This window comes from Haloarcula sp. DT43 (assembly GCF_037078405.1).
In the GTDB taxonomy this organism is placed as follows: Archaea; Halobacteriota; Halobacteria; order Halobacteriales; family Haloarculaceae; genus Haloarcula; species Haloarcula brevis.
Genome location: NZ_JAYMGZ010000004.1, coordinates 578,910 through 602,096 on the forward strand (window position 1 = coordinate 578,910; position 23,187 = coordinate 602,096).

Below are 23,187 nucleotides of genomic sequence, written 5' to 3' on the forward strand. Positions count from 1 at the left end.
GGCGTGACTGACGCGTTCGCGCTGATGAACGCGGTCGGACTTGTCGGCTTCGCGTTCGTGGGCGCGGCAAAGGCCATCGAGGAGCGCTACGACGTGTTCGGCGTCACGGTCGTCGGCGTGATGACGGCGCTGGGCGGCGGGACGACCCGAGACCTGCTGTTGAACAGGGTCCCGAACTCGCTGCAGTCCCCCGGCGAGGTCGGCCTCTCGCTGCTTGGCGTCGGCGCGGCCGTCGTGTTCGTCCACTCCCTCGACGACGGCCACCAGCACCCGGTCGTCCTGACGGCCGACGCCATCGGGCTGGCGGCCTTCTCGACCACCGGCGCGCTGCTGGCCCACCGGACCGGTCTCCCGGTGTTCGCCGTCGTCGCGCTGGCGACGGTCAACGCGGCCGGCGGCGGCGCGATATCGGACCTCCTGCTGGGTCGGACGCCGTTTATCCTCCGCGACGACTTCTACGCGTCCTGTGCCGTCATCGGCGGCCTCACCTTCTGGGCGTTAGCGGGGATGGACCTGGCGCTCGGGGCGGCATCGGGCGGGTGCGCGCTCGCGGTGCTGTCGGCGCGCGGGCTCGGCGTCGGCCGCGGGTGGTCGCTCCCGACGGTCCGGGCGCGGGAGCGACACGACACGCGGTAGCGCTAGTCGTCCTCCGGCCACCACCGGAGCGTGAGCGCGACCGACCGGTCGAGTCCGAACACGTCCGACGAGCGGTCGACGGTCGCGGTCTCGGGACAGTCGAGTTCGGTCCGTTCGGTCCCGACCTCGACGGTTATCGTCCCGCTCCCGCGCTGCAGACGGTCGCCGAGCGCGTCCAGGTCAGCGAGCAGGTCGTCTCGGGCCATCGCCGTCTCCCGCTCGGTGTTCTGCTGGGCCACGCCGCCGACGACCGGCGCGATGTCCACGTCCTCGGAGCGGTTCGAGAGGACGGCGTTGACGGCCGCGCCGAGCAGGACAATCAGGCCGATGACGTACAGCCACGAGAGCAAGACGAGGATGCTGGCGATGAGGTTCCCGCCCGTCGAGCCGGATTTGAACGCCGTGAACAGGACCTGCGCGACCGTGAGTCCGACGGCGGCGAAGGCGACGCCGGGGACCACCTCCAGCGGTTCGACGTCGGTGTCCGGGAAGACGTAGTACATCGGGTAGAAGACGACGAAGAGGCCGGCGGCACGGACAAACCCGCCGACGACCGCCCACGCCGGCCCGCTCCCGCCGTCGGGCACGGCGTTACCGAGCGCGCTGGCGCTGAGTATCGCCACGGCGACGGTCACGAGCAGGAGCAGGCCGTCGCGGAGCTGGTCGAGGAACGTGTTCGACGCGCCCGTCTCGTAGATGTCCGAGAAGGCCGTGTCCAGCCCGCGGAAGATGCGCAGCGACCCCCAGAAGAGAAAGCCCACGCCCAGAAGCGACACGGACGCGTCGGCCTCGCTGAGCCCCTGCTGGATGACGCCGCTTGCCTGGGCCGTCAGGACGGCTTCCATGATATTGACGATAGAGGTGCTGAGCGCGACGTTCTCCGTCCGCTGGACGAAGGTCAACACCAGCAACAACAGCGGGAGAATCGACAGGAACGCGTGGTAGGCTATCGAGCCAGCCATGAACGTGAGCCGTTCCGCCCTGACTTCGTGAACGAGGGCCCGCAGGACTTCCTCCGTGCGGGCGCGGCTGAAACGCATACCGACCGTTCGACGCCGGGACGCAAATAGACGGCGTCGTCGGGCACCCGCGGGGGCGTGTCACCAGAGTCACAAGATAAATGCCGCCTCCGCCTGAAACACAGGTAATGGTCCTCTCGGACGTTTTGCTCGCCCCGCTGGGACTGGCCGCCCTCCTCCTGGCCCTCCCGATAGTGGTGCTGTACCTCATCCGCCCTGACCCACAGGAGGTCACCCTGCCGACGTTCCAGTTTCTCGTCGCCGGGGAACGCCAGCAGTCGGCGACGCCGTTTTTCGAACGCATCTCCCGCAGCCTCCTCCTGCTGTTGCAGGTGCTGGTCGTGCTGGTACTCGCCGTCGGGCTGGCGACGCCGTACGTCACCGTCTCCGAGCGGGCGACGGTCGAGGAGACGGTCGTCGTCGTGGACACGAGCGCGTCAATGGGGACCGACGCGGACGGGCAGACGCGCTTCCAGCGGGCCGTCGCGGCCGCCCGCGAGGAGGTGACCGGGACGACCTCCGTCGTCACCACGACCGACGGCGGCGAGGTGGTGCTCCAGCGGGGCACGCCGACGGCGGCCCAGGGAACCCTGGACGGGCTCAGTCCGACGGACGCGCCGGGGGAACTCGGCGGCGCTATCTCGCAGGCGGCCTCGCTCGCCGGCGAAAACGCCAGAATCGTCGTCCTGAGCGACTTCGCGGGCGAGGAGTGGACCAGCGCGGTGACGACGGCGCGGGGCCGGGGCCTCTCGGTCGACCTCCGGCAGTTCGGCGGCGGCGGTGACGCGAACGTCGGGTTCATCGACCGGCGGTTCTCCGGCGCGGCGGTGACGCTGTCGGTGAAAAACTACGGCGACTCGACGGTCACCCGGACCGTCCGGCTCGGCGACACGCAGCAAGAACTGCAACTCGGCCCCGACGACGTGGGCTCGGTGACGCTGCCGGTCCCGGCCGGCGGGAGCGAGGCCCGGCTCAGCCCGGGCGACAGTTTCGCCACCGACGACAGCGTCTACGTCGCCGCGCCGGCGGACGCGGCCGTCGACGTGCTGGTCCTGACGAACGACCGGAACCGCTACCTGATTACCGCGCTGTCTGTCGTCGACCGGGTGAACGTGACGGTCAGGCAGCCGCCGACGACGATTCAGGAGGGCTACGACGTCATCCTGTACAGCAACGTCGACCGGAGTTCGCTGCTCCCCGGCAACGTCGAGAGCGGGCGCACGCTGGTCTCCGACGGCGGCGGCGTCGCGGTGCTGGCACAGGACGGGCTCCCACAGCGCTACGGGGACCTCCTGCTCGTCGAGCCCGGCGAGATACGGACGGGCGCGACGGTCGGCCTGACCGAACAGACACAGCTCACCCGCGGCATCGACTTCCAGCCGCCGGACGAGTACGTCTCCGGTTCGCTGCGCTCCGGGTCCGCCCAGGTGCAACTGGGCGACGGGACGCCGCTCATCGCCACCGAGGAGCGAAACGGCGGGCGGGTCATGTACTACGGCTACATCGAGGAGCGGTCCAGCTTCAAGTTCAACTACCAGTACCCCGTGTTCTGGAAGCGGGCGGTGTACTACCTCGCAGACAGGGACCAGCTCCCGGACCTGAACTACGCGACCGGCGAGACCGTCCGATTCGGCAACACCACCGTCCAGGGGCCGGCCGGCTCCGTCTCCGGGCCCACGGTCCCGCTCCAGCGGGCCGGCCTCTACCGGAGCGAGAGCCGGCAGGTGAGCGCGTCGCTGCTGGACGAGAGCGAGTCCAACACCGCCGTCGAGGCGCTCGACGACCGCTCCGGGACGGCCGGGAACCTGACCCGGACCGAACGGCGGTCGGTGCCGCGGCCGCTGACCGAGTACTTCGCACTTGGCGGGCTGGTGCTCGCACTGGCCGAGGTCGGCTATCTGCGCCGTCGGGGTGACCTCTGATGGCGGTCTCCTACACCGTCGCGGAGGGGCTCACCGTCGGCGTCGAGTCCCTCTGGCCGCTGCTCGTCCTCCCGGTCGCCGTCGGCCTCCTCGTGTATCTCGTCCGGCGTGGCGAGAGCGGGCCGCGGTCGGCCTCGGACCGGAGCCGCCGGCTTCTGCTGGCCAGCCGCGTACTCATCGTCTGCCTGCTCGTCCTCGGTGCGATGGAGCCGTACACCGTCCAGACCCGCGAGACGCCGGGCGAGCCGGGCGTGACGCTGCTTTCGGACGACTCCGCCAGCATGGGCATCTATCCGAACACGACCGACGAGCTGGTGCGGGACATCGAAAACGAGGGGGTGCCGGTGACGCGGGCGACCATCGGCAGCGGGTCGACCTCGCGGCTCGGCGACGGCGTGGCGGCGAACCTCCGGGAGAACGGGACGGTCGTCGTCGTCTCCGACGGCCGGGTCACGGAGGGGCGGAGCCTGGCGGCGGCCGCCGAGGACGCCGCCGCGCTCAACGCGACCGTCCACAGCGTCACTCCCCAGTCGCCACGCACCGAGCGCGCCGTGGCGATAGCGGGGCCGTCGACGGTGAGCCGCGGCGTCCAGTCCCAGTACACCGTCTCGATGCAGGGCGTGAGCGTCCTCGAACCCGTGCCCGTGACGGTGACCGTCGACGGCGAGACCGTCACCGAGGGCGAACTCCGGCCGGACGGGACGCTCACCGTCGACCACACGTTCGAGGAGCTTGGGGCCCACCGCGTGACCGCGACGCTGTCCGGCGAGGACGAGTACGCGCGAAACGACGTGTTCTACAAGAGCGTCCGCGTCATCGAACAGCCCGACGTGCTGTACGTCTCGCAGGGCCAGTACCCGCTGCGGGGTTACCTCGATTCGCTGTACAACGTCTCGACGGCCTCGTCAGTGCCAGCTGACCTCGGCGACTACGCCGCCGTCGTCATGCAGGACACGCCGGCGGGCAACGTCGGGAACGCCACCGCACTGCAGGAGTACGTCATCGACGGCGGCGGGCTGGTCGTCGCCGGCGGGGAGAACGCCTACGAGAACGGCGGCTACGAGACGTCACCGGTGGCCTCGATGCTCCCGGTCCGGGTCGGGAACGCGACCGGCGGCGAGTCCAACATCGTCGTCCTCGTCGACGTCTCCGGCAGCGCCGAGGGCGGCCTCTCGATACAGAAGGCCGTCGCCTTGGACGTGCTCGACCAGCTCGGCGACGAGAACCGGGTCGGCGTCGTCGCGTTCAACTACAACGCCTACCGCGTCTCGGAGCTGCAACCGCTCGGACAGAACCGGGCCGAGACCGCCGACAGGATACGCCGGCTGGAAAGCGGCGGCGCGACGGACATCGCCGTCGGGCTCCAGGGGGCCGACGAACTGCTGGGCGACCGCGAGGGGACGATAATCCTGCTCAGTGACGGCCAAGACCGGCTCGGCCCGCCCGCGGCCGTCGCCAACCAACTGGGCCGGGAGGGGACGCGCGTCATCTCTGTCGGCGTCGGCAGGCGGGTCGGCGTCGCGACCCTGCGCCAGATAGCCAGCGAGTCCGGCGGCTCGTACTTCGCCGCCGACGAGACCGAGCGGCTGCGGCTCCTCTTTGGCGGCACCTCGCGGCGCTACCAGGGTGAGAACCTCACTATCGTCACGGAGAACACGTTCATCACCTCGGGCGTCGAGCTGACGGCGAACCCCGGCCAGGCCAACAACGTCCAGGTCAAGCCCGGGGCCGACTATCAGGTCGCCACCGCGGACGGGAAGCCGGCCATCGCCTCCTGGCGGTTCGGGCTGGGACGGGTCGTCTCTATCACCGCCTACGACTCGGACAACACGATGGGTGGTCTGCTCGACCGGCCCGACTCGCTGGTCGTCACGAAGTCGGTCAACTACGCCGTCGGCGACCCGACCCGCACCCAGACCGGCGTCACGGCGGTCGGCGACGCCAGGGTCGGGAGTCCGACGACGCTGACATACCGGGGCGACAGCCGTCCGGAGGCGGCGGACGTGTCCTTCCGGCAGGTCGGCGACGGCCGCTATCGCGGCGAGTTCACGCCCCGAGAGGCGGGATACCGGACGGTGCTTGACACCGAGTACGCGGCGAACTACCCCGTCGAGTACGGCGCGTTCGGGCCGAGCGACAGCCTCGACGCGCTCGTCGAGGCGACGGGCGGGCAGACCTTCAGTCCGAGCCAGGGCGAGCAGATAGCCAGCGAGGCGCGCCAGAAATCCACCCGCGTCCGCACCGTCCGAGACACCTGGGACTGGGTCGCCCTGCTCGGGGCGCTCTTGCTTTTCACCGGCGAGGTGGTCGCCCGCCGTGTTCAAGTGTACCGCGGCCGCACCTCCCTGGAGAGTGGTCTCCCGTGAGCGCAATCGGCCGGCGCATCAACGTCGGACTCGTCGTGTTCGTCGTCCTCTCGATGGTCGGCACCGGCGGCACGACGGTGCTGTACCAGGACTCGGCGAGCGAACTCCGTTCACAGAACCAACAGCTCCGCCAGCAAAACGCCGAGCTTCGGGGGACCCTCGACGACACCAGAAGCGAACTGGAGTCGACGCGAACGCAGGTCACCGAACTCGAAGAGCAACTGGAGACGCGGTCGGAGGACGTCGACCAGGTCGCGACCAACCTGAACCAGACGGAGTCACAGTTGAACGCCACGGAGAGCCAACTATCCGAGACCCGGCAGTCGCTCCGGGAGAGCCGGAACAGGGTCGAGGAGCTGGAGGGGACTGTTTCTGACCTTCGGGACGAGCGGGACGACCTGCAGGACGATGTCGACGACCTCGAATCGACGGTCGGCGACCTGGAGAGCGAGAACGAGGAGCTGGAAGACGAGCGCGACGAGCTGGAGGACCAGGTGTCCGACCTGCAGGACGACATCGACAACCTGGAATCACGGATACGCTCCCTCGAAAACGACATCCAGGACCTCGAAGACCAGAACGAGGCGCTGGAAGACGACATCGAGACCATCTGCAACCGGATGGAGACGCCGGACCCGACCTGTGAGGACTACTGATGACTGACCCGGACACCAACGACGGCGAGGACGCTGCCGCGAGCGACCGAACGCAGGCCCGCGAGCGCATGGCCGCGGCCATCGCTGAGGTCAGGCGCGAGGGCAAGAAGGCGGCGTTCGTCTACGCCGTCGTCGACGCGATGTTGCTCTTTCTGCTCGTGAACATCCTCCTGACGGTGCTCTCGCCGGCCGAACTCCCGACACAGCTGTCGGTGCCCGCGGCGGTGACCGAGCCGGTCGGGACGGCCGTCGGCCGCTCGCTCTCGGGGCTGTCGCTCCCGACTGGCGCGGTCGTCGGGAGCGTCGCCGGCGCGGCCTGGCTCGTCGGCGAGTACCTGTACCGCGCCCGCCGTCCCCTCGTCGAGCAGTTCGAGGCGGCGAACCCGGGCGTGGCCGAGGCGCTCCGGACCGCCCGGGACGCGGTCGAGGACGGGGCCGAGACGCGGATGGCCGCCAGACTCTACGAGGACGTCCTCGACGGCCTGAAGCAGAGTTCGAGCGTCGCCCTCGTCGACAGCCGGCGGCTCGTCGGGACGCTCGTTGTCGTCGTCCTGTTGAGTCTGGCGACGGTGCAGGTGGCGGTCGTCGACGTCGGCCTGCTGGACCGCGACCCGGCCGAGACGGAGTCGCCGACCGACCGGCCCAGCAGGTACGAGGGACTGGAGGACGGCGACGCGATACTCGGTGACAGCGAGGACGTCCAGGCCGGCGACGAGAACCTCACCGCCCAGATAGATTCGACCGGCGGCGAGGAGGAACTCGACCGGAGCCAGTCGTTCCCGCCGTCGCCGGACACCGGGGGGCCGGGGAGTGGCAGCGGCGCGGTCGACAGCCAGCAGGCCGGCTTCGCCGGTCAGGAAGACGTCGAGGACGCGGACCTCATCCGCGAGTACAACCTCAGGATTCGAGAGCAAGACCCGGAGGACGAGGACACCGACCCATGAGCCCAGAGCAAGACATCGACGAACTACAGCGGAAGATAGCGAACGCACGTGAACAGATAGGGACGCGCATCGTCGGCCAGGAGGAGGTACTGGAGCAACTGCTCGTCTGTATCCTGGCCGACGGCAACGCCCTGCTCGAATCGAACCCGGGGCTGGGGAAGACGACGATGGTCCGGACCGTCGCAGAGGTGACGGACCTCCAGTTCTCCCGCATCCAGAACACCCCCGACCTGATGCCCTCGGACATCACGGGGACCGAAATCATCCGGGAGACAGACAGCGGTCGCGAGTTCGTCTTCGAGAAGGGGCCGGTGTTCGCAAACGTCGTCCTGGCCGACGAAATCAACCGGGCGACACCGAAGACACAGGCCGCGCTGCTGGAAGCGATGCAGGAGAAGCAGGTGACCGCCGCGGGCGAGACCTACGAACTGCCCCGTCCCTTCTTCATCCTGGCGACCCAGAACCCCATCGACCAGTCGGGGACCTACGCGCTGCCGGAGGCCCAGACCGACCGCTTCATGCTGAAACTGCTGGTCGACTACCCCGACTACGAGGAGGAGCGGACAATCGTCGACATGTACACCGCCGGGGCCGAACAGGTGCCGGTCGAGCGGTCGCTGACCCGCTCGGAGATTCAGGAGATACAGCAACTGGTCCGCGAGATGCCCATCGCCGACGACCTGCGCGACCGGGCGGTCCAGCTCGTTCGCCGGACCCGGGAGGCCGAGGACATCGAGTTCGGAGCCAGCCCGCGAGCGAGCATGGCGCTCGTCCAGACGGCGAAGGCGCGGGCGTTCCTCCGGGGCCGCTCCCACGTCACGGGCGAGGACATCGAAGCGCTGGCCGCGCCCGTCCTCCGCCACCGGATTATCGTGGACTTCCGGGCCGAGCGGGAGGGCCGGACGGCTGACGACCTCGTCGCGTCGCTGCTGGAATGACCCGCTCACGGACTGCGGGTCGGCCGGCGGACGGGCGGGAGGGCCAGCCGTGACTATCGAGCCGGACTTCTTGGACGAACTCGGCCGGTTCACCGCCGCCCTGAACCGCCAGACGACCTCGATACGACAGGGCGACCAGGAATCCCCGCGGGTCGGCGAGGGGCTCACGTTCAGCGACTACCGGCGGTACTCGCCGGGCGACGACACGCGGCGCATCGACTGGAAACTGTTCGCCCGGACGGAGGAGTACTTCATCAAGCAGTACGAGGAGGAGCGGAGCCTGACGGTCCACCTGCTCGTCGACACGAGCGCGTCGATGGACTACGGCGAGGCGGCGAGCCACAAGTTCGAGTACGCAGCAAAGCTCGGGCTCGGGTTCGCCTACCTCACCGCGGAGGAGAACAACGACTTCCGGTTCTGTACGTTCCGCGACCGGGTCGAGCGAATCGACACCGGGCAATCGAACCGCGGCGAGATACTCTCGCTCATCGACCAGCTGAACGAGATGTCGCCGGCGGGGACGGCCGACTTCGAGTCGGCGCTGGAAGCGTACGCCGAACGCATCCGCTCGCGCTCGCTCGTCGTCGTGTTCAGTGACTGCCTGACCGACCCGGAAGCCCTCGAATCCGGGGTGGCCGCGCTCGCGCGCAACGACGCCGACGTGTTGCTGGTCCGCGTGGTCGCACCGGGCGAACGCGACCCCGGCGTCGTCGGCGACGTACTGTTTGCCGACCCCGAGAGCGACGAGAAACGGCGGTCGTATTTCAGCGGCTCGCTGGCAGAGACCTACCAGTCGCGGCTCGACGCCCACATCGACTCGGTGTCCAACCGCGTGACTGCGCTGGGGGCGGACCACGTGCTGGTCGATACCGGCGAGGACTACTTCGACTCGTTTGCGAGCGTCTGGCTGCAGTAGGCGGCCTACTCCGCGAGGATGTGTGCCGGCAGGTCGTCGCGGATAATCGTGTCGCAGTACTCACACCGGACGCCGTCGTCGCCGACGGCGAAGCGCGAGTCGACGGGTTCGTCCTCGGTCGTGATGCAGTTGTGGTTCGGACACTCGAGGACGCCCTCGACGACAGAGGGGCGCTCGACGCGGCGCTTCTCGACGACCGCGTAGTCGCGGATGATGTTGATGGTCGCGGCGGGCGCGATGAGCGAGAGCACGTCCACCTCGTTCTGTGAGAGTTCGCGACCCTCGACCTTGACCACGTCCTTGTGGCCCAGGCGGTCCGAGGGCATGTTCATGGCGACCGAGACGGAGTCGCCGCTGGTGCCGTCGATGCCGAGGATAGCGAGGACGTTCAGCGCCTGACCGCCGGCGATGTGGTCGATGACGGTGCCGTTGCGAATCTTCGAGACGCGGAGTTGCTGGTCGTCGCTCATTGGTCGCCTCCGAGTATCAGGTCGAGCAGGGCCATCCGCACCGGGACGCCGTTGTGGGCCTGCTGGAAGTACTGCGCGTGGGTGGTCTCGTCGACGTCGTGGGCAATCTCGTCGACGCGCGGGAGCGGGTGCATCACGGTCAGGTCGTCCTTGGCCGCCGCAAGCGTGTCGGCGTCGATCTGGTACTGGCCGGCGACCTCGCGGTACTCGCTCTCGTCGGGGAACCGCTCGGCCTGGATGCGCGTCACGTAGAGCACGTCCAGTTCCGGGAGAATCTCGTCGAGTTCGGTGTGCTCGCGGATACCCGCGCCGGCCTCGTGGAGGTCGTAGCGGACCGACCGCGGGAGCTGGAGCGACTCGGGGCTGATGAAGTGCTGGCTGGCGTCGACGGTCGTGAGCGCGTGCGCCAGCGAGTGGACCGTCCGGCCGTACTTCAGGTCGCCCATGATACCGATAGTCAGGTCGTCGAAGCCGGCGTTCTCCCGGATGGTGTAGAGGTCGAGCAGCGTCTGTGTCGGGTGCTGGCCGGCCCCGTCGCCGGCGTTGACGAGCGGCACGTCGACGAACTCGCTCGCCATCTTCGCCGACCCCTCCATGGGGTGGCGGAGCACGAGCGCGTCGGTGTACCCCTCGACGACGCGGACGGTGTCGGCCAGCGACTCGCCCTTCTTGACGCTCGAGGATTCGACCGAGCCCATGTCGACGATGTCGCCGCCCAGGCGCTTCATCGCCGTGGTGAAGCTCATCTTCGTCCGGGTGCTCGGCTCGAAAAAGAGCATGCCGAGCAGCGTGTCGCTGTGCCGGTCCGCGAAGGCCCCCGGGTCAGCCGCGATGTCGGCCGCGTGGTCGAGCACCGTCTCGATGTCGCCCCGCGAGAGTTGTTTCGCGCTGATGATGTGGTCGTGCCGCATTTCACTCGATACCGCGCTCCGGACGGTCTTGAATCCCCCGACACGGGAACAGGGCTCTCGGGCGTGCCCGAACGTCGGCCGGCGGGGCCGGGATACGGCGGAAAACGAGCGGGGCGAAACCGACCCGACGGCCGGCCAGCGCCCTGTCAGGGATTGCTCCGCCAGACGTCGACGCGCGGTTCGGTGTAGGCCTTGCCGACGATGTCGGGGACGCCGTCGCCGTCGAGGTCGACGGCCTTCGCCTCGTGGGTCGGGACGCCGATGCCCAGTTCTTTCCGCTCGAAGTTCCCGGCCCCGTCGTTGTGGAAGACGAACTGTCGGGGCTCGTGGCCGGTCTCCAGCCCCATCTCCGCGACGAAGATGTCGGGACTGCCGTCGCCGTCGAAATCCGCCACGTCGAGGCTATGGGGATTCGAGAGGTCGTCGTGCAGCAGGGTCAGGTCCCACTCGGGCGGGTCAAACACGCCCAGCCGGGCCGGGCGGTCGTCGAGGTACGGCTCGTCGCCCTCGACGAGGATTATCTCAAGGTCGCCGTCGCCGTCGACGTCCTCGATGGCGACGCGGGTACACTGCCAGTCGTCGGCAATCGGCTCCCGGTCCCACCCGTCGGCGGTCCGGTGGAAGACGTTGGGGCCGGCGACGATTTCGACCGCGCCGTCGCCGTCCACGTCCTCGACGGCGACGCCCTCGACGTCGAGGTCCTCGGCGACGATGTGGCGGTTCGCTACCGGCCACGGCTCCCGCGTCGGGTCCTCGGGGATGTCGTAGTAGAACACGGTCTGGGACTCCTGTGACAGCCCGACGACCTCGTTTTCCCCGTCCCCGTCCACGTCGGCCACGGCGGTGTCGTGATACTTCTCGAAGTCGTCAGTGATGAGCCGACGCGTCCACTGCTCTCGCGGGTCGTCCGGTATCTCGAACCACCACAGTTTGTGCCGGTAGATGTTCTGACCGGCTACCATGTCCGGGCGACCGTTCCCCGTGATGTCGCCGAGCGAACCGCCGACAGAGAGTTCCGGTGCGCTGGCAACGTCGTGGCGCTCCCAGCCGGGGTTTTCATACCAGAACACGTTCGTCTGGAGCCAGCGGGCCAGCGGCCCCATGCCGAATACGGACAGCAAGTCGACTGACTTGTCGACGAGTGGGAACTCAACCTCGTGCTTGTCGCCGAGCGCCCCGACGATGACGTCGGGCCGACCGTTGCCCGTGAGGTCGGTCGTGAGGCAGAAACTCATCGTGTTCGCCGGCGGCGACGCCTCGATGCGCTCGTGGTGGAGGTTCATGTCCCAGCCCTTCGGGTGAATCAGTATTGTTATGGCCGGGCTAACACCGGTCAGGAGCGGGTGGTGGCGCGCGCCGGACTCCGGGACGGGTCGCTCCCGCCGAGGAGTCGCTCCAGCGTGGCCACCCCGTCGTCGATTTTCGCCGTCGGGTCGCCGTCGAGTTCGTTCTCGTATATCACCCAGTCGACCCCGGCGTCGGCCGCGGCGTCCAGCACCGCGTCCATGTCGACGACTCCCTCACCGTGTGATACGTTCTCGTAGCCCCGGAACGGCCCGGCCGGAGCCACGTCCCGGAGGTGTACCATATCGATGCGCTCGCCACACAGCGAGAAGACGGCGGTCGGGTCGTAGCCGGCCTCGCGTGCGTCCGCGACCTCGGGCTCGAACGTGACCTCGTCCGGAGCGGTCCGGGCCAGGAGGTTCCACATCGGGGTCTCGCTCGGTATCGTCGCCGGGTCGTTCTGCCGAATCCGGGTCGCCAGCCGGTGTGCGCACTCCCCGGCGGCCGCCGGTATCGGCGTCTCGTCGATGACGGTGCCCGCCGCGTCCGGGAGGAACGGACGGAACGTCCGGCGGCCGATGTGGTGGCCCAGCCGCATGTCGGACTCCGCGAGGCCGGCCGCCGCGTCGCGGAGCCGACGGGAGAGCGAGCGGACGTCGCTCCGGGTTCGAAGCGCCGTCGCCGGGAAGTGTGGCACGACGACGGTGTCACACCCCACCGTTCGACACCGAACCAGCAGGTCCGAATCACCCTCCAGAGCGGCTTCGATTTCGGGGAGGGCAGCGTGTACGGCGACCGGGTCGAGGTCGGCGTCGTCGAGTGCCGTAGCGACGTCCTCGGGCGGTGCCTCGTGGAACCGGTGGGCGAACTCGACACCGTCGTAGCCGGCAGCGCCGACGCGCCGGACGATTTCGGGGAGCGATTCGGGCAGGGTACGGACGCTGTACAACTGGAGCGCCTTGCTGGGTCCACTACCCATACGGTTCTGTAATGCTGTGACTGTTATCGTTACACATGGGCTATCGTGGCATAGCCGGTGGATAACCGAGCCCGACGATGGCCGCTAGACGTGGACCCCTGGAGGGCGGCGGCGCGAACGGCCACCTGAACCACGTTGGTCCCGCGGAGTCGGGCATCTGTGTGCGGGCCCACGGTGACCGGTGCGAGGGTTGAAGAGGGATAGCGGGGCGACCAACGGTATGCTCGCAATCGCTGGCGGGAAAGGTGGCTGCGGGAAGACGACGATGGCTCTCGGGGTCGGGCAGGCACTGGGAAGGGTCACCGGACGGGCGCTGGTCGTCGACACCGACCGGGACATGCCGAACCTCCATCGCCGCGCCGGCGTCGGGCCGGCGTCGGGCGTCAGTGACATCGCGGCCGGAGCCGAGCCGACCGCAGTCGCACGGCGGGCCGCGACCGTCGAGAACGTCGACGTCGTCCCCTGCCGGACCGCGTCTGCGGCCGCTGTCAGCAGCGCTGTCGACAGGCTATCCCGGTGCGGTCGCCCCGTGGTACTGGACTGCCCGGCCGGCGCTGGCCCGGACGCCGCCTGCCCGTTGCGGGCGGCCAACGGGACGGTGCTCGTGAGCGAGCCGACCCGGCGGAGCCTCACCGACGCGGCCAAGACGGCGGCGATGGCCCGGACGCTCGACGCGCCACCCAGGCTGACCGTCCTCGTCGGCAGCGACGGGTCCGTCGACCCGTCGGGCCTGCTGTCGTGTCCGCGCACGGTCCACGTTCCGTCGGTGTCGGGGCCACTCGAAGCCGACCGCGCGACGGCGAAATACGCCGAGATAGCGGCCGTTCTGACCAAGCGGAATACTTAATCTCGTGGCTAAATAACTCCTCAGTGGTATGGCCAACCGGTTGCGAACGGGCATCGACGTCCTCGACAGAAAGCTCGACGGTGGCATCCCCGCCGGGAGCATCGTCGTGCTCTCTGCACAGCCGGCCAGCCAGGCGGAGCTGTTCCTCTACGAACTCACCGCCACGCGCGGGACACTGTGGCTCTCGCTCGACCGGACCGCCGAGTCGGTCATCGCCAGCATCGAGCAGACGCCGGCCAACACCGGCGACCCGACGGTGCGACACATCTCCGGCGAAGCGCCGCTGGACAACGCCGGCAAGCTCGTCTCGGCGCTCCCGGAGACGTCGAACCTCATCGTCGACCCGCTGGACGTGCTGGAAGCACAGGAGCCACACTCGCGCTTTCGCGCCTTCATGAACGACCTGCAGAACCACATCGTCAACACCGGCAGCCTCGCCATCGTCCACTGTCTCGACGGCCGGGAGGTGCCGCCGCTCCGGGACACGACCGAGCACTTCGCGGACGTGGTGTTCCAGCTCGATACCACGACGACCGGAGACGAGGTGGAGAACCGCCTCGCGATTCCGAAGTTCCGCGGCGGACGCGCCCCCACCGACATCATCAAGCTCAACCTCGTCGAAGAGGTCAGCATCGACACCAGCCGCGACATCGCCTGATTCTACTCGCGGCCGGGCCGTCGCTCCCTGTCCGTCGAGCCGAACTCGGTTCCCACGAGTATCAACAGGAACAGTCCGAGCGCGACGCCGACGCCGGCGACCAGCCCCAGTCCGGCGCGACCGGTCAGCACGAGCGTGCCGACGCCGAACGCGATTCCGGGCGGGAGCGCGAGGAGCGACGGGTACACCAGCGACACTCGCATGGCTGGTGATGTCGCCTCGCGCGTATAACGGTTCGCCCGTAGTGGCCGTCAGAAGATAGCAGTCGCTCGGAGCGATGAAACCGCTCGCTGGCCCACAGCACTGCAGAGCCGCTCGGTGCAGTTACTCCTCGGCGCCTTCGATTTCTTCGACGATTTCCTCGGCGTCGACGTCCGCGTCTTCCAGCGCGTCCTCGATGTCAGCGCCGCCGGCACCGCCCATGCCGCCCATCATGCCGGGCATGCCCATGCCGCCGCCACCGATCTCTTCCTGGACGATGATGCGGTCGATGTCGAGCAGCTGGGTGAGCTGCTGGGCTATCTGCTGTTTGCCCATCATCCACTGCTGGTTCATCGTCAGCTGGGGCGTCGCCTCGATGTAGAGGGTCTCCTTCTCGACCTCGACGGTCTCGTACTCGGGCTCGGACTCCTCGTCCTCGTCGTCCTCGCTCTCGACGAGCTGTTCTTCCTCGACGGTGTCGGTCTCGAACCACACCTCGAGCTCCATGTCGAGCATCATCTGGATGATGCCCTGGGCCTTCTCCTCGCGGTCCGTGACCTCTTCGAGGATTTCGTACTCGTACTCGACATCCTCGCCGGCCAGCGGGTGGTTGAAGTCCACGCGCGCGCGGCCGCCGATGATGGTCTCGACGTGGCCGTGCTCGCCCTCGATGTCGACGTGTGCGCCGGGGTAGCGGTCGTCCTCGGGAATCTTGTCCTTCGAGACCGTCCGGACCTCTTCCTCGTCGTACTCGCCGAAGGCGTCGGCGGCGGCGACGGTGACGGTGCCCTCGTCGCCGACCTCTTTCCCGTAGATGTCCTGCTCGACGTCGGGGAAGATGTGGTTCTCGCCCAGCACGATGGTGCGCGGACCGAACTCCTGCTGTTCGGTGTCGATGCCGTCGTCCTCGGCGACTTCCTCGTCGGTCGTGTCGACGAGCTGGCCGCCGTCGACGGTACGTGCGGTGTAGGCGAGCTTGACGACGTCGCCCTTCTGTAGTCCCTCCGCCTGCTCTTCTTCGGCTGCGGTCTCCTCGTCTGCCTCGGTCTCGGACTCGTTGCTCATACCCTGTTCGTCAGTCGTGGCACTCTTAAGGACAACGTTTCCCGGCCAGCGGCGGACGGACACTCCCGCTGGTAACCGGCTAGTACTCGCTTTCGGCCAGCAACCGGGCGAACTTATCGCGGTCGATGTTCCGCCCCGAGACGGGGAGGACGACCGTCTCGCCCCGTAGCTCGTCGCCAGCCCGGAGCGCCGCGGCGACGGCCGTCGCACAGGCCCCCTCCATGACGATGCGGTCCGTCGCGAACAGGCGTGCCACGGCGTCCGCGATGGCGTCCTCGGACACGAGCCGGAAATCGGCGAGCCCCGCCTGCAGGATTTCGGTCGGGAGCGCGAACGGGACCCGGGTCGCAACGCCCTCGGCGATAGTGTCGACGCTGTCGAGGCCGTCCAGCGTCTCCTCCTGCCAGGCGCGGTACACCGCGGGCGCGCGCTCGGCCTGGACGCCGACGACGGCGGCGTCGGTCATCGCCCCGAGCGTGATGCAGTACCCGGCCGCGGCGGTGCCGCCGCCGACGGGGCAGAACACCCGGTCGACGTCGGGCCGCTCGTCGAGGATTTCCAACCCCGCGGTGCCGACGCCGGCGAGCAACTTCGGTTCGTTGCCCGAGTGGACGTAGCGGGCTTCGCGCTGGGTCGCCAGCTCCTCAATGTGTTCGCGGGCCTCGTCGTAGTCCTCGCCGTGCTGGATGACCTCCGCGCCGAGTTGCTCCAGCGCGTCGACCTTGCCGGCGGTCGCGTCTTCGGGGACGCCGATGGTGACGGGGACATCGAACTCGCGGCCGGCCCAGGCGATAGACTGGCCGTGGTTCCCCGTGCTCGCGGCGAGCAGCCCCGCTTCGCGGAACTCCTCGTCCAGCGACGCGACGAGGTTCACGCCGCCGCGGACTTTGAACGCGCCGGTCGGGAGCGTGTCTTCGCGCTTGAGCAGGACGTCGGCGTCGAGGGCGGCAGAGAGGGGCTCGCTGCGGACCAGAGGCGTCTCCGGGAGGTGCTGTCGGGTGCGTCGCCGGGCGCGCACGACTGCCGGGACCGTCGGCGGCGTCAGGTCGTGGTACGGAAAGAGGGTCGTCTCGTCCGGGGAGTTGATCGGCTCGTAGCGACCGGCCATACTACTACCCGGGAGAGCGGACACAGTAAATGGCGCGGTCGACGGGAGCGTTTTTCACCGACCCGGTCCAGCCAACCGGTATGTACGAAGTCGAGGTCAAGGTGCCGGCGGACATCAAGGCCGTCGCGGAACGGCTCGACGAGCTCGGGGCCGAACAGGTCGATACGGTGATACAGACAGACACGTACTACGACGCCCCCCACCGGGACTTCGCCCAGACAGACGAGGCGTTCCGGGTCCGCCGCGAGACCAGGCAGGGGGAAACGAGCGCGAAGGTCACGTACAAGGGCCCACTCCTCGAAGCGGAGTCGAAGAGCCGCGAGGAGCTCGAGACGGGAGTCGCGGACGGCGACGACGTCGACGCCATCGTCCGGCAGCTCGGTTTCGAGCCGGCGGCGACCGTCCGGAAGAACCGCCGGGTCTACGAGGTCCGGGAGTACGCCGTCACGCTCGACGCCGTCGACGACGTCGGGGAGTTCGTCGAGGTCGAGCGCGAGACCGACGGCGACATCGAGCCCGTGCGGGAGGGTGCCTACGAGGTGCTCCGGGACCTCGGTCTCGACCCGAGCGACCAGCAGCGGACTTCCTACCTCGGTCTGCTGCTCGACGATGCGAGCGAGTAATCATTTCTCCGCCATCTGTTCCCGTAAGTTATAGAACCCGGCCAGCCGAAGTCGGGGTAATGACCGAGCGGAACATCCACGTCCAGCCCGCGAGCGGGCACGCTGTCGAAGACCAGGACATCGAAGTCGTAGAGCGAAAGGGCATCGGCCATCCGGACTCTATCTGTGACGGTATCGCGGAGACGGTGTCGCGGGCGCTGGCCCAGACCTACATCGACCGGTTCGGGACGGTCCTGCACTACAACACCGACGAGACACAGCTCGTCGCCGGGACCGCCGCGCCCGCGTACGGCGGCGGCGAGGTGCTGGAGCCGATTTACATCCTGGTCGTCGGGCGGGCGACGAAGGAATTCGAGGGCGAGCGCATCCCGGCGGAGAGCATCGCCCTCCGGGCCGCACGCGACTACCTCGACGAGCAGTTCCCCCATCTCGACCTCGGGTCCGACGTCGTCGTCGACGTGCAGTTCGGCGAGGGGTCGGGCGACCTCCAGACCGTCTTCGGCGAGGACGCGACGGTTCCGATGGCAAACGACACCAGCTACGGCGTCGGCCACGCCCCGCTGACAGAGACCGAGCAGATAGTCCTGCACACCGAGCGGGAACTGACCGGCGACTACGCCGCGTCCAACCCCGTCGTCGGCCAAGACGTGAAAGTGATGGGCAAACGCGAGGGCGACCACATCGACGTGACCGTCGCCGTCGCGATGGTCGACGAACACGTCCCGGACCTCGACGCGTACAAGAGCGCCGTCTCGGACGTGCGGGCGTTCGTTACCGACCTGGCCGCGGAGTACACCGACCGGGACGTGACGGTCCACGTCAACACCGCCGACGACTACGACGCCGAGTCCATCTACCTCACGACCACCGGCACCAGCGCCGAGCAGGGCGACGACGGTTCCGTCGGGCGCGGGAACCGCGCGAACGGTCTCATCACGCCGAACCGCCCGATGAGCATGGAGGCGACATCGGGGAAGAACCCCGTCAACCACATCGGGAAGATATACAACCTCCTCTCGACGGAAATCGCCCAGTCCGTCGCGAGCGAGGTCGACGGTATCCGGCAGGTCCAGATGCGCCTGCTCTCACAAATCGGGTCACCCATCGACGAACCCCACGTCGCCGACGCGACGGTCGTCACCGAGGACGGCGTCGCGGTCGGTGACGTCGAATCGGACATCCAGGCCACAATCGACGAGGAACTGGCCGACGTGACCGACGTCACGCGGCAGGTCATCGACGGCGACCTCTCGACGTTCTGAGGCGGCGAGGCGACACCCCTTTACTCGCCGGCAGTCAACTCGCGGGCATGCACCCACCGGACGCCGACAGCGTGCTCGTCCGTCACGGCGAACTCGGCGTCAAGAGCGAACAGGTCCGCCGGAAGATGGAGGGGCAACTGGCGGACAACCTCCGTGCGATGCTCGACGCCCGGGGCCTGTCCGGGGACATCGACCAGCGCCGGAACCGGCTGTTCGTCCACACCGACCAGCCCGAGGGCGTGACCGGGGCCGCGGCCGACACGTTCGGCGTCACCTCCGCCTCGGCGGTCACGACCGTGGACCCGACGCTGTCGGCAATCGAGGGCGCGCTGGCCGTGACCGCCCGGGCACAGTACGCCGGGGGGACCTTCGCCGTCGACGCCCGCCGGGCGGGCCGGGCGGAGGCACATCCCTTCTCCAGTACGGATATCGAGTCCGCCGGCGGGGCAGCCGTCTGGGAGGCACTCGAACGACTGGGCGAATCGCCCGCGGTGGACCTCGACGACCCCGACTTCGAGCTGTTCGTCGAGTGCCGCGCCGACGCGGCGTACGTCTTCTGTGAGCGGCGCGCCGGCCCGGGCGGGCTCCCGCTGGGGACCCAGCGACCCGTCGTCGCGCTGGTCAGCGGCGGCATCGACTCGCCCGTCGCCGCCTGGAAGCTCATGAAACGCGGCGCACCCGTGCTCCCTGTCTACGTCGACCTCGGTGACTACGGCGGCCCCGACCACCGGGCGCGGGCAGTTTCGACCGTCGAGACGCTCGCCGCGTACGCGCCCGGACACGACCTGTCGCTTTCCGTGGTCGACGCCGGAGACGTCGTCGCCGACCTCTCGGAAGACCTCGGGTCGCTCCGGATGCTCGCGCTCCGCCGGTTCATGCTCGCGGTCGCCGACGCCATCGCCCGCGACCGCGGCGCTGTCGGCGTCGTCACCGGTGAGGCTATCGGCCAGAAGTCCAGCCAGACGAGCGCCAACATCGCGGTCACGGACGCCGCGACGGCGCTCCCGGTACACCGGCCGAACCTCACCGTCGACAAGTCCGAGATAACCGACCGCGCGCGGGCCATCGGGACGTTCGAGGACTCGACAATCGACGCCGGGTGCAACCGCGTTGCACCGTCGCACCCGGAGACCAACGCCTCGCTCGAAGCGGTCCGGGCGGCCGAACCCGACGACCTGTTCGACCGCGCCGAGAGCTGTGCCCGGGACCGCACTGTCGTCCCCATCGAAAGCTAAATTTCCGGGGCGGGCCAGGGTTGAGCCATGACGCAGGTCTGTCTCGTCGGGTGCGAGGACGTGAACCTCCGGTACGAACTCCTCTCGCGCGAGACCGCACGGAACGCCCTCGCCACCTACGACCTGCAGGAACCGTTCGCAAACACCGTCGCCGTCGACACCGTGAGCCTCGGGGCGGCGGTGGCGCTCCTGAACGACCTGAACTGGTATCTTGTCCGCTTCGCCGACGCCGCCTTCATCCGCGACCCCTCCATCAGCGAGACAGAGTGGCTCTCTCGGGACCTCGCCGCCGCGATTCGGGACGACGACATCGCCCCCGAGGACACCGGGCGCTTTCTCAACGTGTACGGCATCGTCGAAAGAGAGCCGGCAGACCCGGACGAGGCGTCCGACGCACAGGCCGCGACCGAGCGCCCGCCGGAACTGGTGGAGCCGATGCTCCTGACGCGAACCGGCGACACGATTCCCGAGTACGACCTACAAGACGTGGACGATACGCTCGTCGTGCGGGTGACCGAATCCGAGTTCGGTGCGTGAGAAAAGCGCCCGGATGTCAGAGGCACGGGCCGGGCACTCCGGGTGGGCGTTATCGGCGGTCTGTCTGCCCACGGCTCTCATCACTCGTCCGAACCGTATATACCGAATGACCGGGAAAGTTCCCATCCCCTGAGTATCAATGCCTGTTTTCGGAAATACTGGGGCAAAGAGGAAGAACAATACCGGATAGCGACGAACGGTGAGACGGACATGGGACAGTCCTCATCGGTGGTCGACGTCGTCACGAAGCGATACGAGTTTCTCGTTGAGTTATCAACGCCGAAAACGAAGCCCGAACTCGTGGCGGCACTCGACCGGTCGCGGTCCACCGTCGACCGGGCGGTCGGCGCGCTCCGCGAGGCCGACCTCGTCGAACGGACCGGCAGCGAGTACGTCGTCACCTACGCGGGCCGACAGGCGATGGTAGCCTACGAGGGGTTCCGCGACCGGCTCGACGCCCTCCACCGTGCCCATCCCGTCCTCTCCGCGCTGCCCGCCGACGTCGACATCGACCCGGCAGTCCTCCACGACGCGGACGTAGAGACCGCGTCGCCGTCCGCACCGACCGCCCCGACCGAGCAGACCGTCGACGTCCTGGACGGAACAACGTCGTTTCAGGGGACCGGCCCGGCGGTCTTCCCGCGCTACGTCGACATCATCGAGTCCCTGTGGAGCGACACGGCCGTCGACGTCGAACTGGTAGTGACGGACGCCGTCGTCGAATCCCTCGACAGCGCGCACCCCGACAGGCGCGACACGCTCGAAGCCCTGTCGAACGTCTCGCTGTACGTGACCGGGGAGCCGATGCCGTACGCGGTCTGGACCGCCGACAGGGCCGACGGGGCCGTCAGCGGTATCGTCGTCTACACCGAGACGGGCATCAAGGGCACCATCAACAACGACACCGAAGCGATGAACGAGTGGGCCCGCGAGAAGTACGAAGCCTACAGGCGGAACGCGCGCCCGCTCGACTAGTCGCCGTCGAACATCCCGGTCGACATGTACCGCTCGCCACTGTCCCAGTAGACCGTGACGACGAGCGGGTCGTCGACGCCGTCAGCGACCAACTGTCCGGCCACCTCGCGCGCGGCGAGGTTCGACGCGCCCGAGGACTGGCCGACGAGGATGCCCTCCTCACGGGCGAGGCGTCGGCACTCGTCTTCCGCGTCCGCGAGTTCGACCGTCATCACGTCGTCCAGCAAGTCTGTGTCGAGGTTGTCGCTGACGAACCCCGGTCCCATTCCCTGGAAACTGTCCTCGCCGGTGCCCGGCTCCATCCCCGAGAGGACGGCGTTGTCCGCCGGCTCGACCGCGACGATATCCATCTCGGGGAACGCCTCGCGCAAGCGGCGGCCGGTTCCGGTGAGGGTCCCGCCGGTCCCGACGCCCGCTACCAGGGCGTCGACGCTCCGGTCGCCCACCTGTTCGAGTAGCTCCTCGCCCGTCGTCTCGTAGTGCGCCCGCGGGTTTGCCGGGTTCTCGAACTGCCGGAGCTGGACGTGGTCGTCGCGGTCACAGAGGTCGTCCGCGCGCTCTTTCGCGTCGGAGATGTCGCCTTCGACCAGTTCGATGTCCGCGCCGTAGGCCTTCATTATCTGGCGGCGCTCGGGCGACTTCGAGGACGGCATCACCAGTACCACGTCGTATCCCTTCGTCGACCCGACCAGCGCCATCCCGATGCCGGTGTTCCCGCTCGTGGGTTCGACGAGCGTATCGCCGGGTTCGAGCGCCCCGCTTCGCTCGGCGTCGTCTATCATGTACTTGGCCGGCCGGTCCTTGGCGGAGCCGCCGGGATTGAACGACTCGACCTTCGCCGCGACGGTCGCCCCCTCCGGTGCGCGGACCGAGACCAGCGGCGACCCGATTGTGTCGAGAATGGAGTCTTTCATCGCCGCCGGCTACGCGGCCCCGACTTAAACGCCTACTGAAGGTCCCAAACGGTTCGTTGTCTCCCGGGACGCGGCAGGGCTTTCCGGCGTCGACACCGTCTCACGTGAACATGTTTATGTCGTCGACCGGCAGCACCGAGTAATCGACCGACAGCGTGTCCTTCGTCGCCCGGACCTTGCCGACGAACGCGGAGATGTCATCGAGCCGCCCTTCCAAGACGAACAGTTCCATACAGTACCGGTCGCCGACGTGACTGTGGAAGTTCGACGCGACGATTGACTCGTGGTCGTGGCGGAGATGCATCATCTTCTCCTCGACCGTCGTGGTCTCGTAGTCGAACAGCACCGTGACGATGGCCATCAGTTCGCGGTCCTCCAGTCGCTTGTCCTCGAACTCGCCCATCAGGTTCCGGACCGCCTCCCGAACGACCTCGCTGCGGCCGGTGTACCCGTGTTCGTCCGCGAACGTGTCGATTCGCTCCTCCAGTTCGTCCGGCATCGAGATGCTGACTACGCCCATGTAATAACTCGGTTGCGTTAGGGTATTAATATTTCATATCCCACCGTCGGACGGCGCTGCCGCTATCTGTGTGCTCTCGTCGATAAATACAGGAAGCCCACGGGAGAGGGATGTTTCTCTCGGGTGGGCTGTGTAAGGTATGAATGGTGGCGGCGAACCGGATTTCCCAGAGGCTCGCGCACTCCAGTACTCGCCGGAACG

At 68.3% G+C, this 23,187-nt stretch carries 24 protein-coding genes; 14 read left to right on the top strand and 10 right to left on the bottom strand.

The features are described from left to right. Positions 1 to 3: 3 nt before the first annotated feature. Positions 4 to 636: a trimeric intracellular cation channel family protein gene (locus VI123_RS17635; protein WP_336339405.1), complete on the top strand. Its 633-nt coding sequence runs from the start codon at positions 4 to 6 to the stop codon at positions 634 to 636. Positions 637 to 638: 2 nt separating this feature from the next. Here VI123_RS17635 and VI123_RS17640 read toward each other — a convergent pair whose 3' ends face one another. After that, positions 639 to 1,676, bottom strand: a complete 1,038-nt coding sequence (locus tag VI123_RS17640) for a YihY/virulence factor BrkB family protein (RefSeq protein WP_336339373.1) — start codon at positions 1,674 to 1,676, stop codon at positions 639 to 641. Between the two features lie 107 nt (positions 1,677 to 1,783). On the opposite strand from VI123_RS17640, the gene VI123_RS17645 reads away from it, so the two are divergent. From VI123_RS17645 to VI123_RS17670, 6 genes are read left to right on the top strand one after another with little or no spacing between them, the layout of a single operon-like run. Then, on the top strand, positions 1,784 to 3,577 hold the full coding sequence (locus tag VI123_RS17645; protein WP_336339374.1) for a DUF7408 domain-containing protein: 1,794 nt from the start codon (positions 1,784 to 1,786) through the stop codon (positions 3,575 to 3,577). Next, entirely contained in the window at positions 3,577 to 5,943 is a 2,367-nt protein-coding gene (locus VI123_RS17650) for a VWA domain-containing protein (RefSeq protein WP_336339375.1), read from the top strand. The genes VI123_RS17645 and VI123_RS17650 overlap by 1 nt, the downstream gene beginning before the upstream one ends. Beyond that, complete coding sequence (locus VI123_RS17655) at positions 5,940 to 6,599, top strand: chromosome partitioning protein (protein WP_336339376.1); 660 nt, start codon at positions 5,940 to 5,942, stop codon at positions 6,597 to 6,599. The genes VI123_RS17650 and VI123_RS17655 overlap by 4 nt, the downstream gene beginning before the upstream one ends. Continuing rightward, entirely contained in the window at positions 6,599 to 7,543 is a 945-nt protein-coding gene (locus VI123_RS17660; RefSeq protein ID WP_336339377.1) for a DUF7502 family protein, read from the top strand. Before VI123_RS17655 ends, VI123_RS17660 begins: the two co-directional genes overlap by 1 nt. Then, positions 7,540 to 8,481 (top strand): AAA family ATPase, encoded by a 942-nt coding sequence (locus VI123_RS17665; RefSeq protein WP_336339378.1) that lies wholly within the window; start codon positions 7,540 to 7,542, stop codon positions 8,479 to 8,481. Before VI123_RS17660 ends, VI123_RS17665 begins: the two co-directional genes overlap by 4 nt. A 49-nt stretch (positions 8,482 to 8,530) precedes the next feature. Next, complete coding sequence (locus VI123_RS17670; RefSeq protein ID WP_336339379.1) at positions 8,531 to 9,397, top strand: DUF58 domain-containing protein; 867 nt, start codon at positions 8,531 to 8,533, stop codon at positions 9,395 to 9,397. A gap of 5 nt (positions 9,398 to 9,402) precedes the next feature. Here the strand turns inward: VI123_RS17670 and pyrI are convergent, their stop codons facing one another. The 4 genes from pyrI to VI123_RS17690 form a co-directional block, all read right to left on the bottom strand. Then, a complete protein-coding gene (gene pyrI / locus VI123_RS17675; RefSeq protein WP_336339380.1) occupies positions 9,403 to 9,867 on the bottom strand; it encodes an aspartate carbamoyltransferase regulatory subunit in 465 nt (154 codons plus the stop codon). Next, a complete protein-coding gene (gene pyrB / locus VI123_RS17680) occupies positions 9,864 to 10,778 on the bottom strand; it encodes an aspartate carbamoyltransferase (RefSeq protein ID WP_336339381.1) in 915 nt (304 codons plus the stop codon). Before pyrB ends, pyrI begins: the two co-directional genes overlap by 4 nt. A gap of 146 nt (positions 10,779 to 10,924) precedes the next feature. Continuing rightward, entirely contained in the window at positions 10,925 to 12,061 is a 1,137-nt protein-coding gene (locus VI123_RS17685) for an FG-GAP repeat domain-containing protein (protein WP_407067014.1), read from the bottom strand. Between the two features lie 50 nt (positions 12,062 to 12,111). Then, entirely contained in the window at positions 12,112 to 13,041 is a 930-nt protein-coding gene (locus tag VI123_RS17690) for a sugar phosphate isomerase/epimerase family protein (RefSeq protein ID WP_336339382.1), read from the bottom strand. A 220-nt stretch (positions 13,042 to 13,261) separates the two neighbouring features. On the opposite strand from VI123_RS17690, the gene VI123_RS17695 reads away from it, so the two are divergent. Together VI123_RS17695 and VI123_RS17700 are read left to right on the top strand one after the other, a co-directional pair. Further along, the gene (locus VI123_RS17695) at positions 13,262 to 13,888 is read left to right on the top strand and encodes a MinD/ParA family ATP-binding protein (protein WP_336339383.1); all 627 of its coding nucleotides are present in this window, start codon (positions 13,262 to 13,264) and stop codon (positions 13,886 to 13,888) included. 28 nt (positions 13,889 to 13,916) lie between these two features. Beyond that, on the top strand, positions 13,917 to 14,546 hold the full coding sequence (locus tag VI123_RS17700; RefSeq protein ID WP_336339384.1) for an RAD55 family ATPase: 630 nt from the start codon (positions 13,917 to 13,919) through the stop codon (positions 14,544 to 14,546). Positions 14,547 to 14,548: 2 nt separating this feature from the next. Here the strand turns inward: VI123_RS17700 and VI123_RS17705 are convergent, their stop codons facing one another. The 3 genes from VI123_RS17705 to VI123_RS17715 all read right to left on the bottom strand — a co-directional run bounded on the left by VI123_RS17705 (position 14,549) and on the right by VI123_RS17715 (position 16,920). After that, positions 14,549 to 14,749, bottom strand: coding sequence for a hypothetical protein (locus VI123_RS17705; protein WP_336339385.1), 201 nt, complete (start codon positions 14,747 to 14,749; stop codon positions 14,549 to 14,551). A 121-nt stretch (positions 14,750 to 14,870) separates the two neighbouring features. After that, positions 14,871 to 15,812, bottom strand: a complete 942-nt coding sequence (locus VI123_RS17710) for an FKBP-type peptidyl-prolyl cis-trans isomerase (protein WP_336339386.1) — start codon at positions 15,810 to 15,812, stop codon at positions 14,871 to 14,873. A gap of 79 nt (positions 15,813 to 15,891) precedes the next feature. Further along, a complete protein-coding gene (locus VI123_RS17715) occupies positions 15,892 to 16,920 on the bottom strand; it encodes a threonine ammonia-lyase (protein WP_336339387.1) in 1,029 nt (342 codons plus the stop codon). 80 nt (positions 16,921 to 17,000) lie between these two features. Between VI123_RS17715 and cyaB the strand changes: the two genes are divergently transcribed. The 5 genes from cyaB (at position 17,001) to VI123_RS17740 (ending at position 21,552) form a co-directional block, all read left to right on the top strand. Further along, on the top strand, positions 17,001 to 17,543 hold the full coding sequence (cyaB, locus tag VI123_RS17720; protein ID WP_336339388.1) for a class IV adenylate cyclase: 543 nt from the start codon (positions 17,001 to 17,003) through the stop codon (positions 17,541 to 17,543). 59 nt (positions 17,544 to 17,602) lie between these two features. Beyond that, entirely contained in the window at positions 17,603 to 18,805 is a 1,203-nt protein-coding gene (locus VI123_RS17725; protein ID WP_336339389.1) for a methionine adenosyltransferase, read from the top strand. A gap of 47 nt (positions 18,806 to 18,852) precedes the next feature. Further along, positions 18,853 to 20,040, top strand: coding sequence for a tRNA sulfurtransferase (locus VI123_RS17730; RefSeq protein ID WP_336339390.1), 1,188 nt, complete (start codon positions 18,853 to 18,855; stop codon positions 20,038 to 20,040). 27 nt (positions 20,041 to 20,067) lie between these two features. Next, positions 20,068 to 20,577 (top strand): DUF5804 family protein, encoded by a 510-nt coding sequence (locus VI123_RS17735; RefSeq protein WP_336339391.1) that lies wholly within the window; start codon positions 20,068 to 20,070, stop codon positions 20,575 to 20,577. Between the two features lie 210 nt (positions 20,578 to 20,787). Beyond that, positions 20,788 to 21,552, top strand: a complete 765-nt coding sequence (locus VI123_RS17740; protein WP_336339392.1) for a helix-turn-helix transcriptional regulator — start codon at positions 20,788 to 20,790, stop codon at positions 21,550 to 21,552. Here the strand turns inward: VI123_RS17740 and VI123_RS17745 are convergent. Continuing rightward, positions 21,549 to 22,466: a PLP-dependent cysteine synthase family protein gene (locus tag VI123_RS17745; protein WP_336339393.1), complete on the bottom strand. Its 918-nt coding sequence runs from the start codon at positions 22,464 to 22,466 to the stop codon at positions 21,549 to 21,551. The two genes, VI123_RS17740 and VI123_RS17745, sit on opposite strands and share 4 nt — an antisense overlap. 100 nt (positions 22,467 to 22,566) lie before the next feature. Beyond that, positions 22,567 to 22,986 (bottom strand): CopG family ribbon-helix-helix protein, encoded by a 420-nt coding sequence (locus VI123_RS17750; protein WP_336339394.1) that lies wholly within the window; start codon positions 22,984 to 22,986, stop codon positions 22,567 to 22,569. Positions 22,987 to 23,187: the final 201 nt, after the last annotated feature.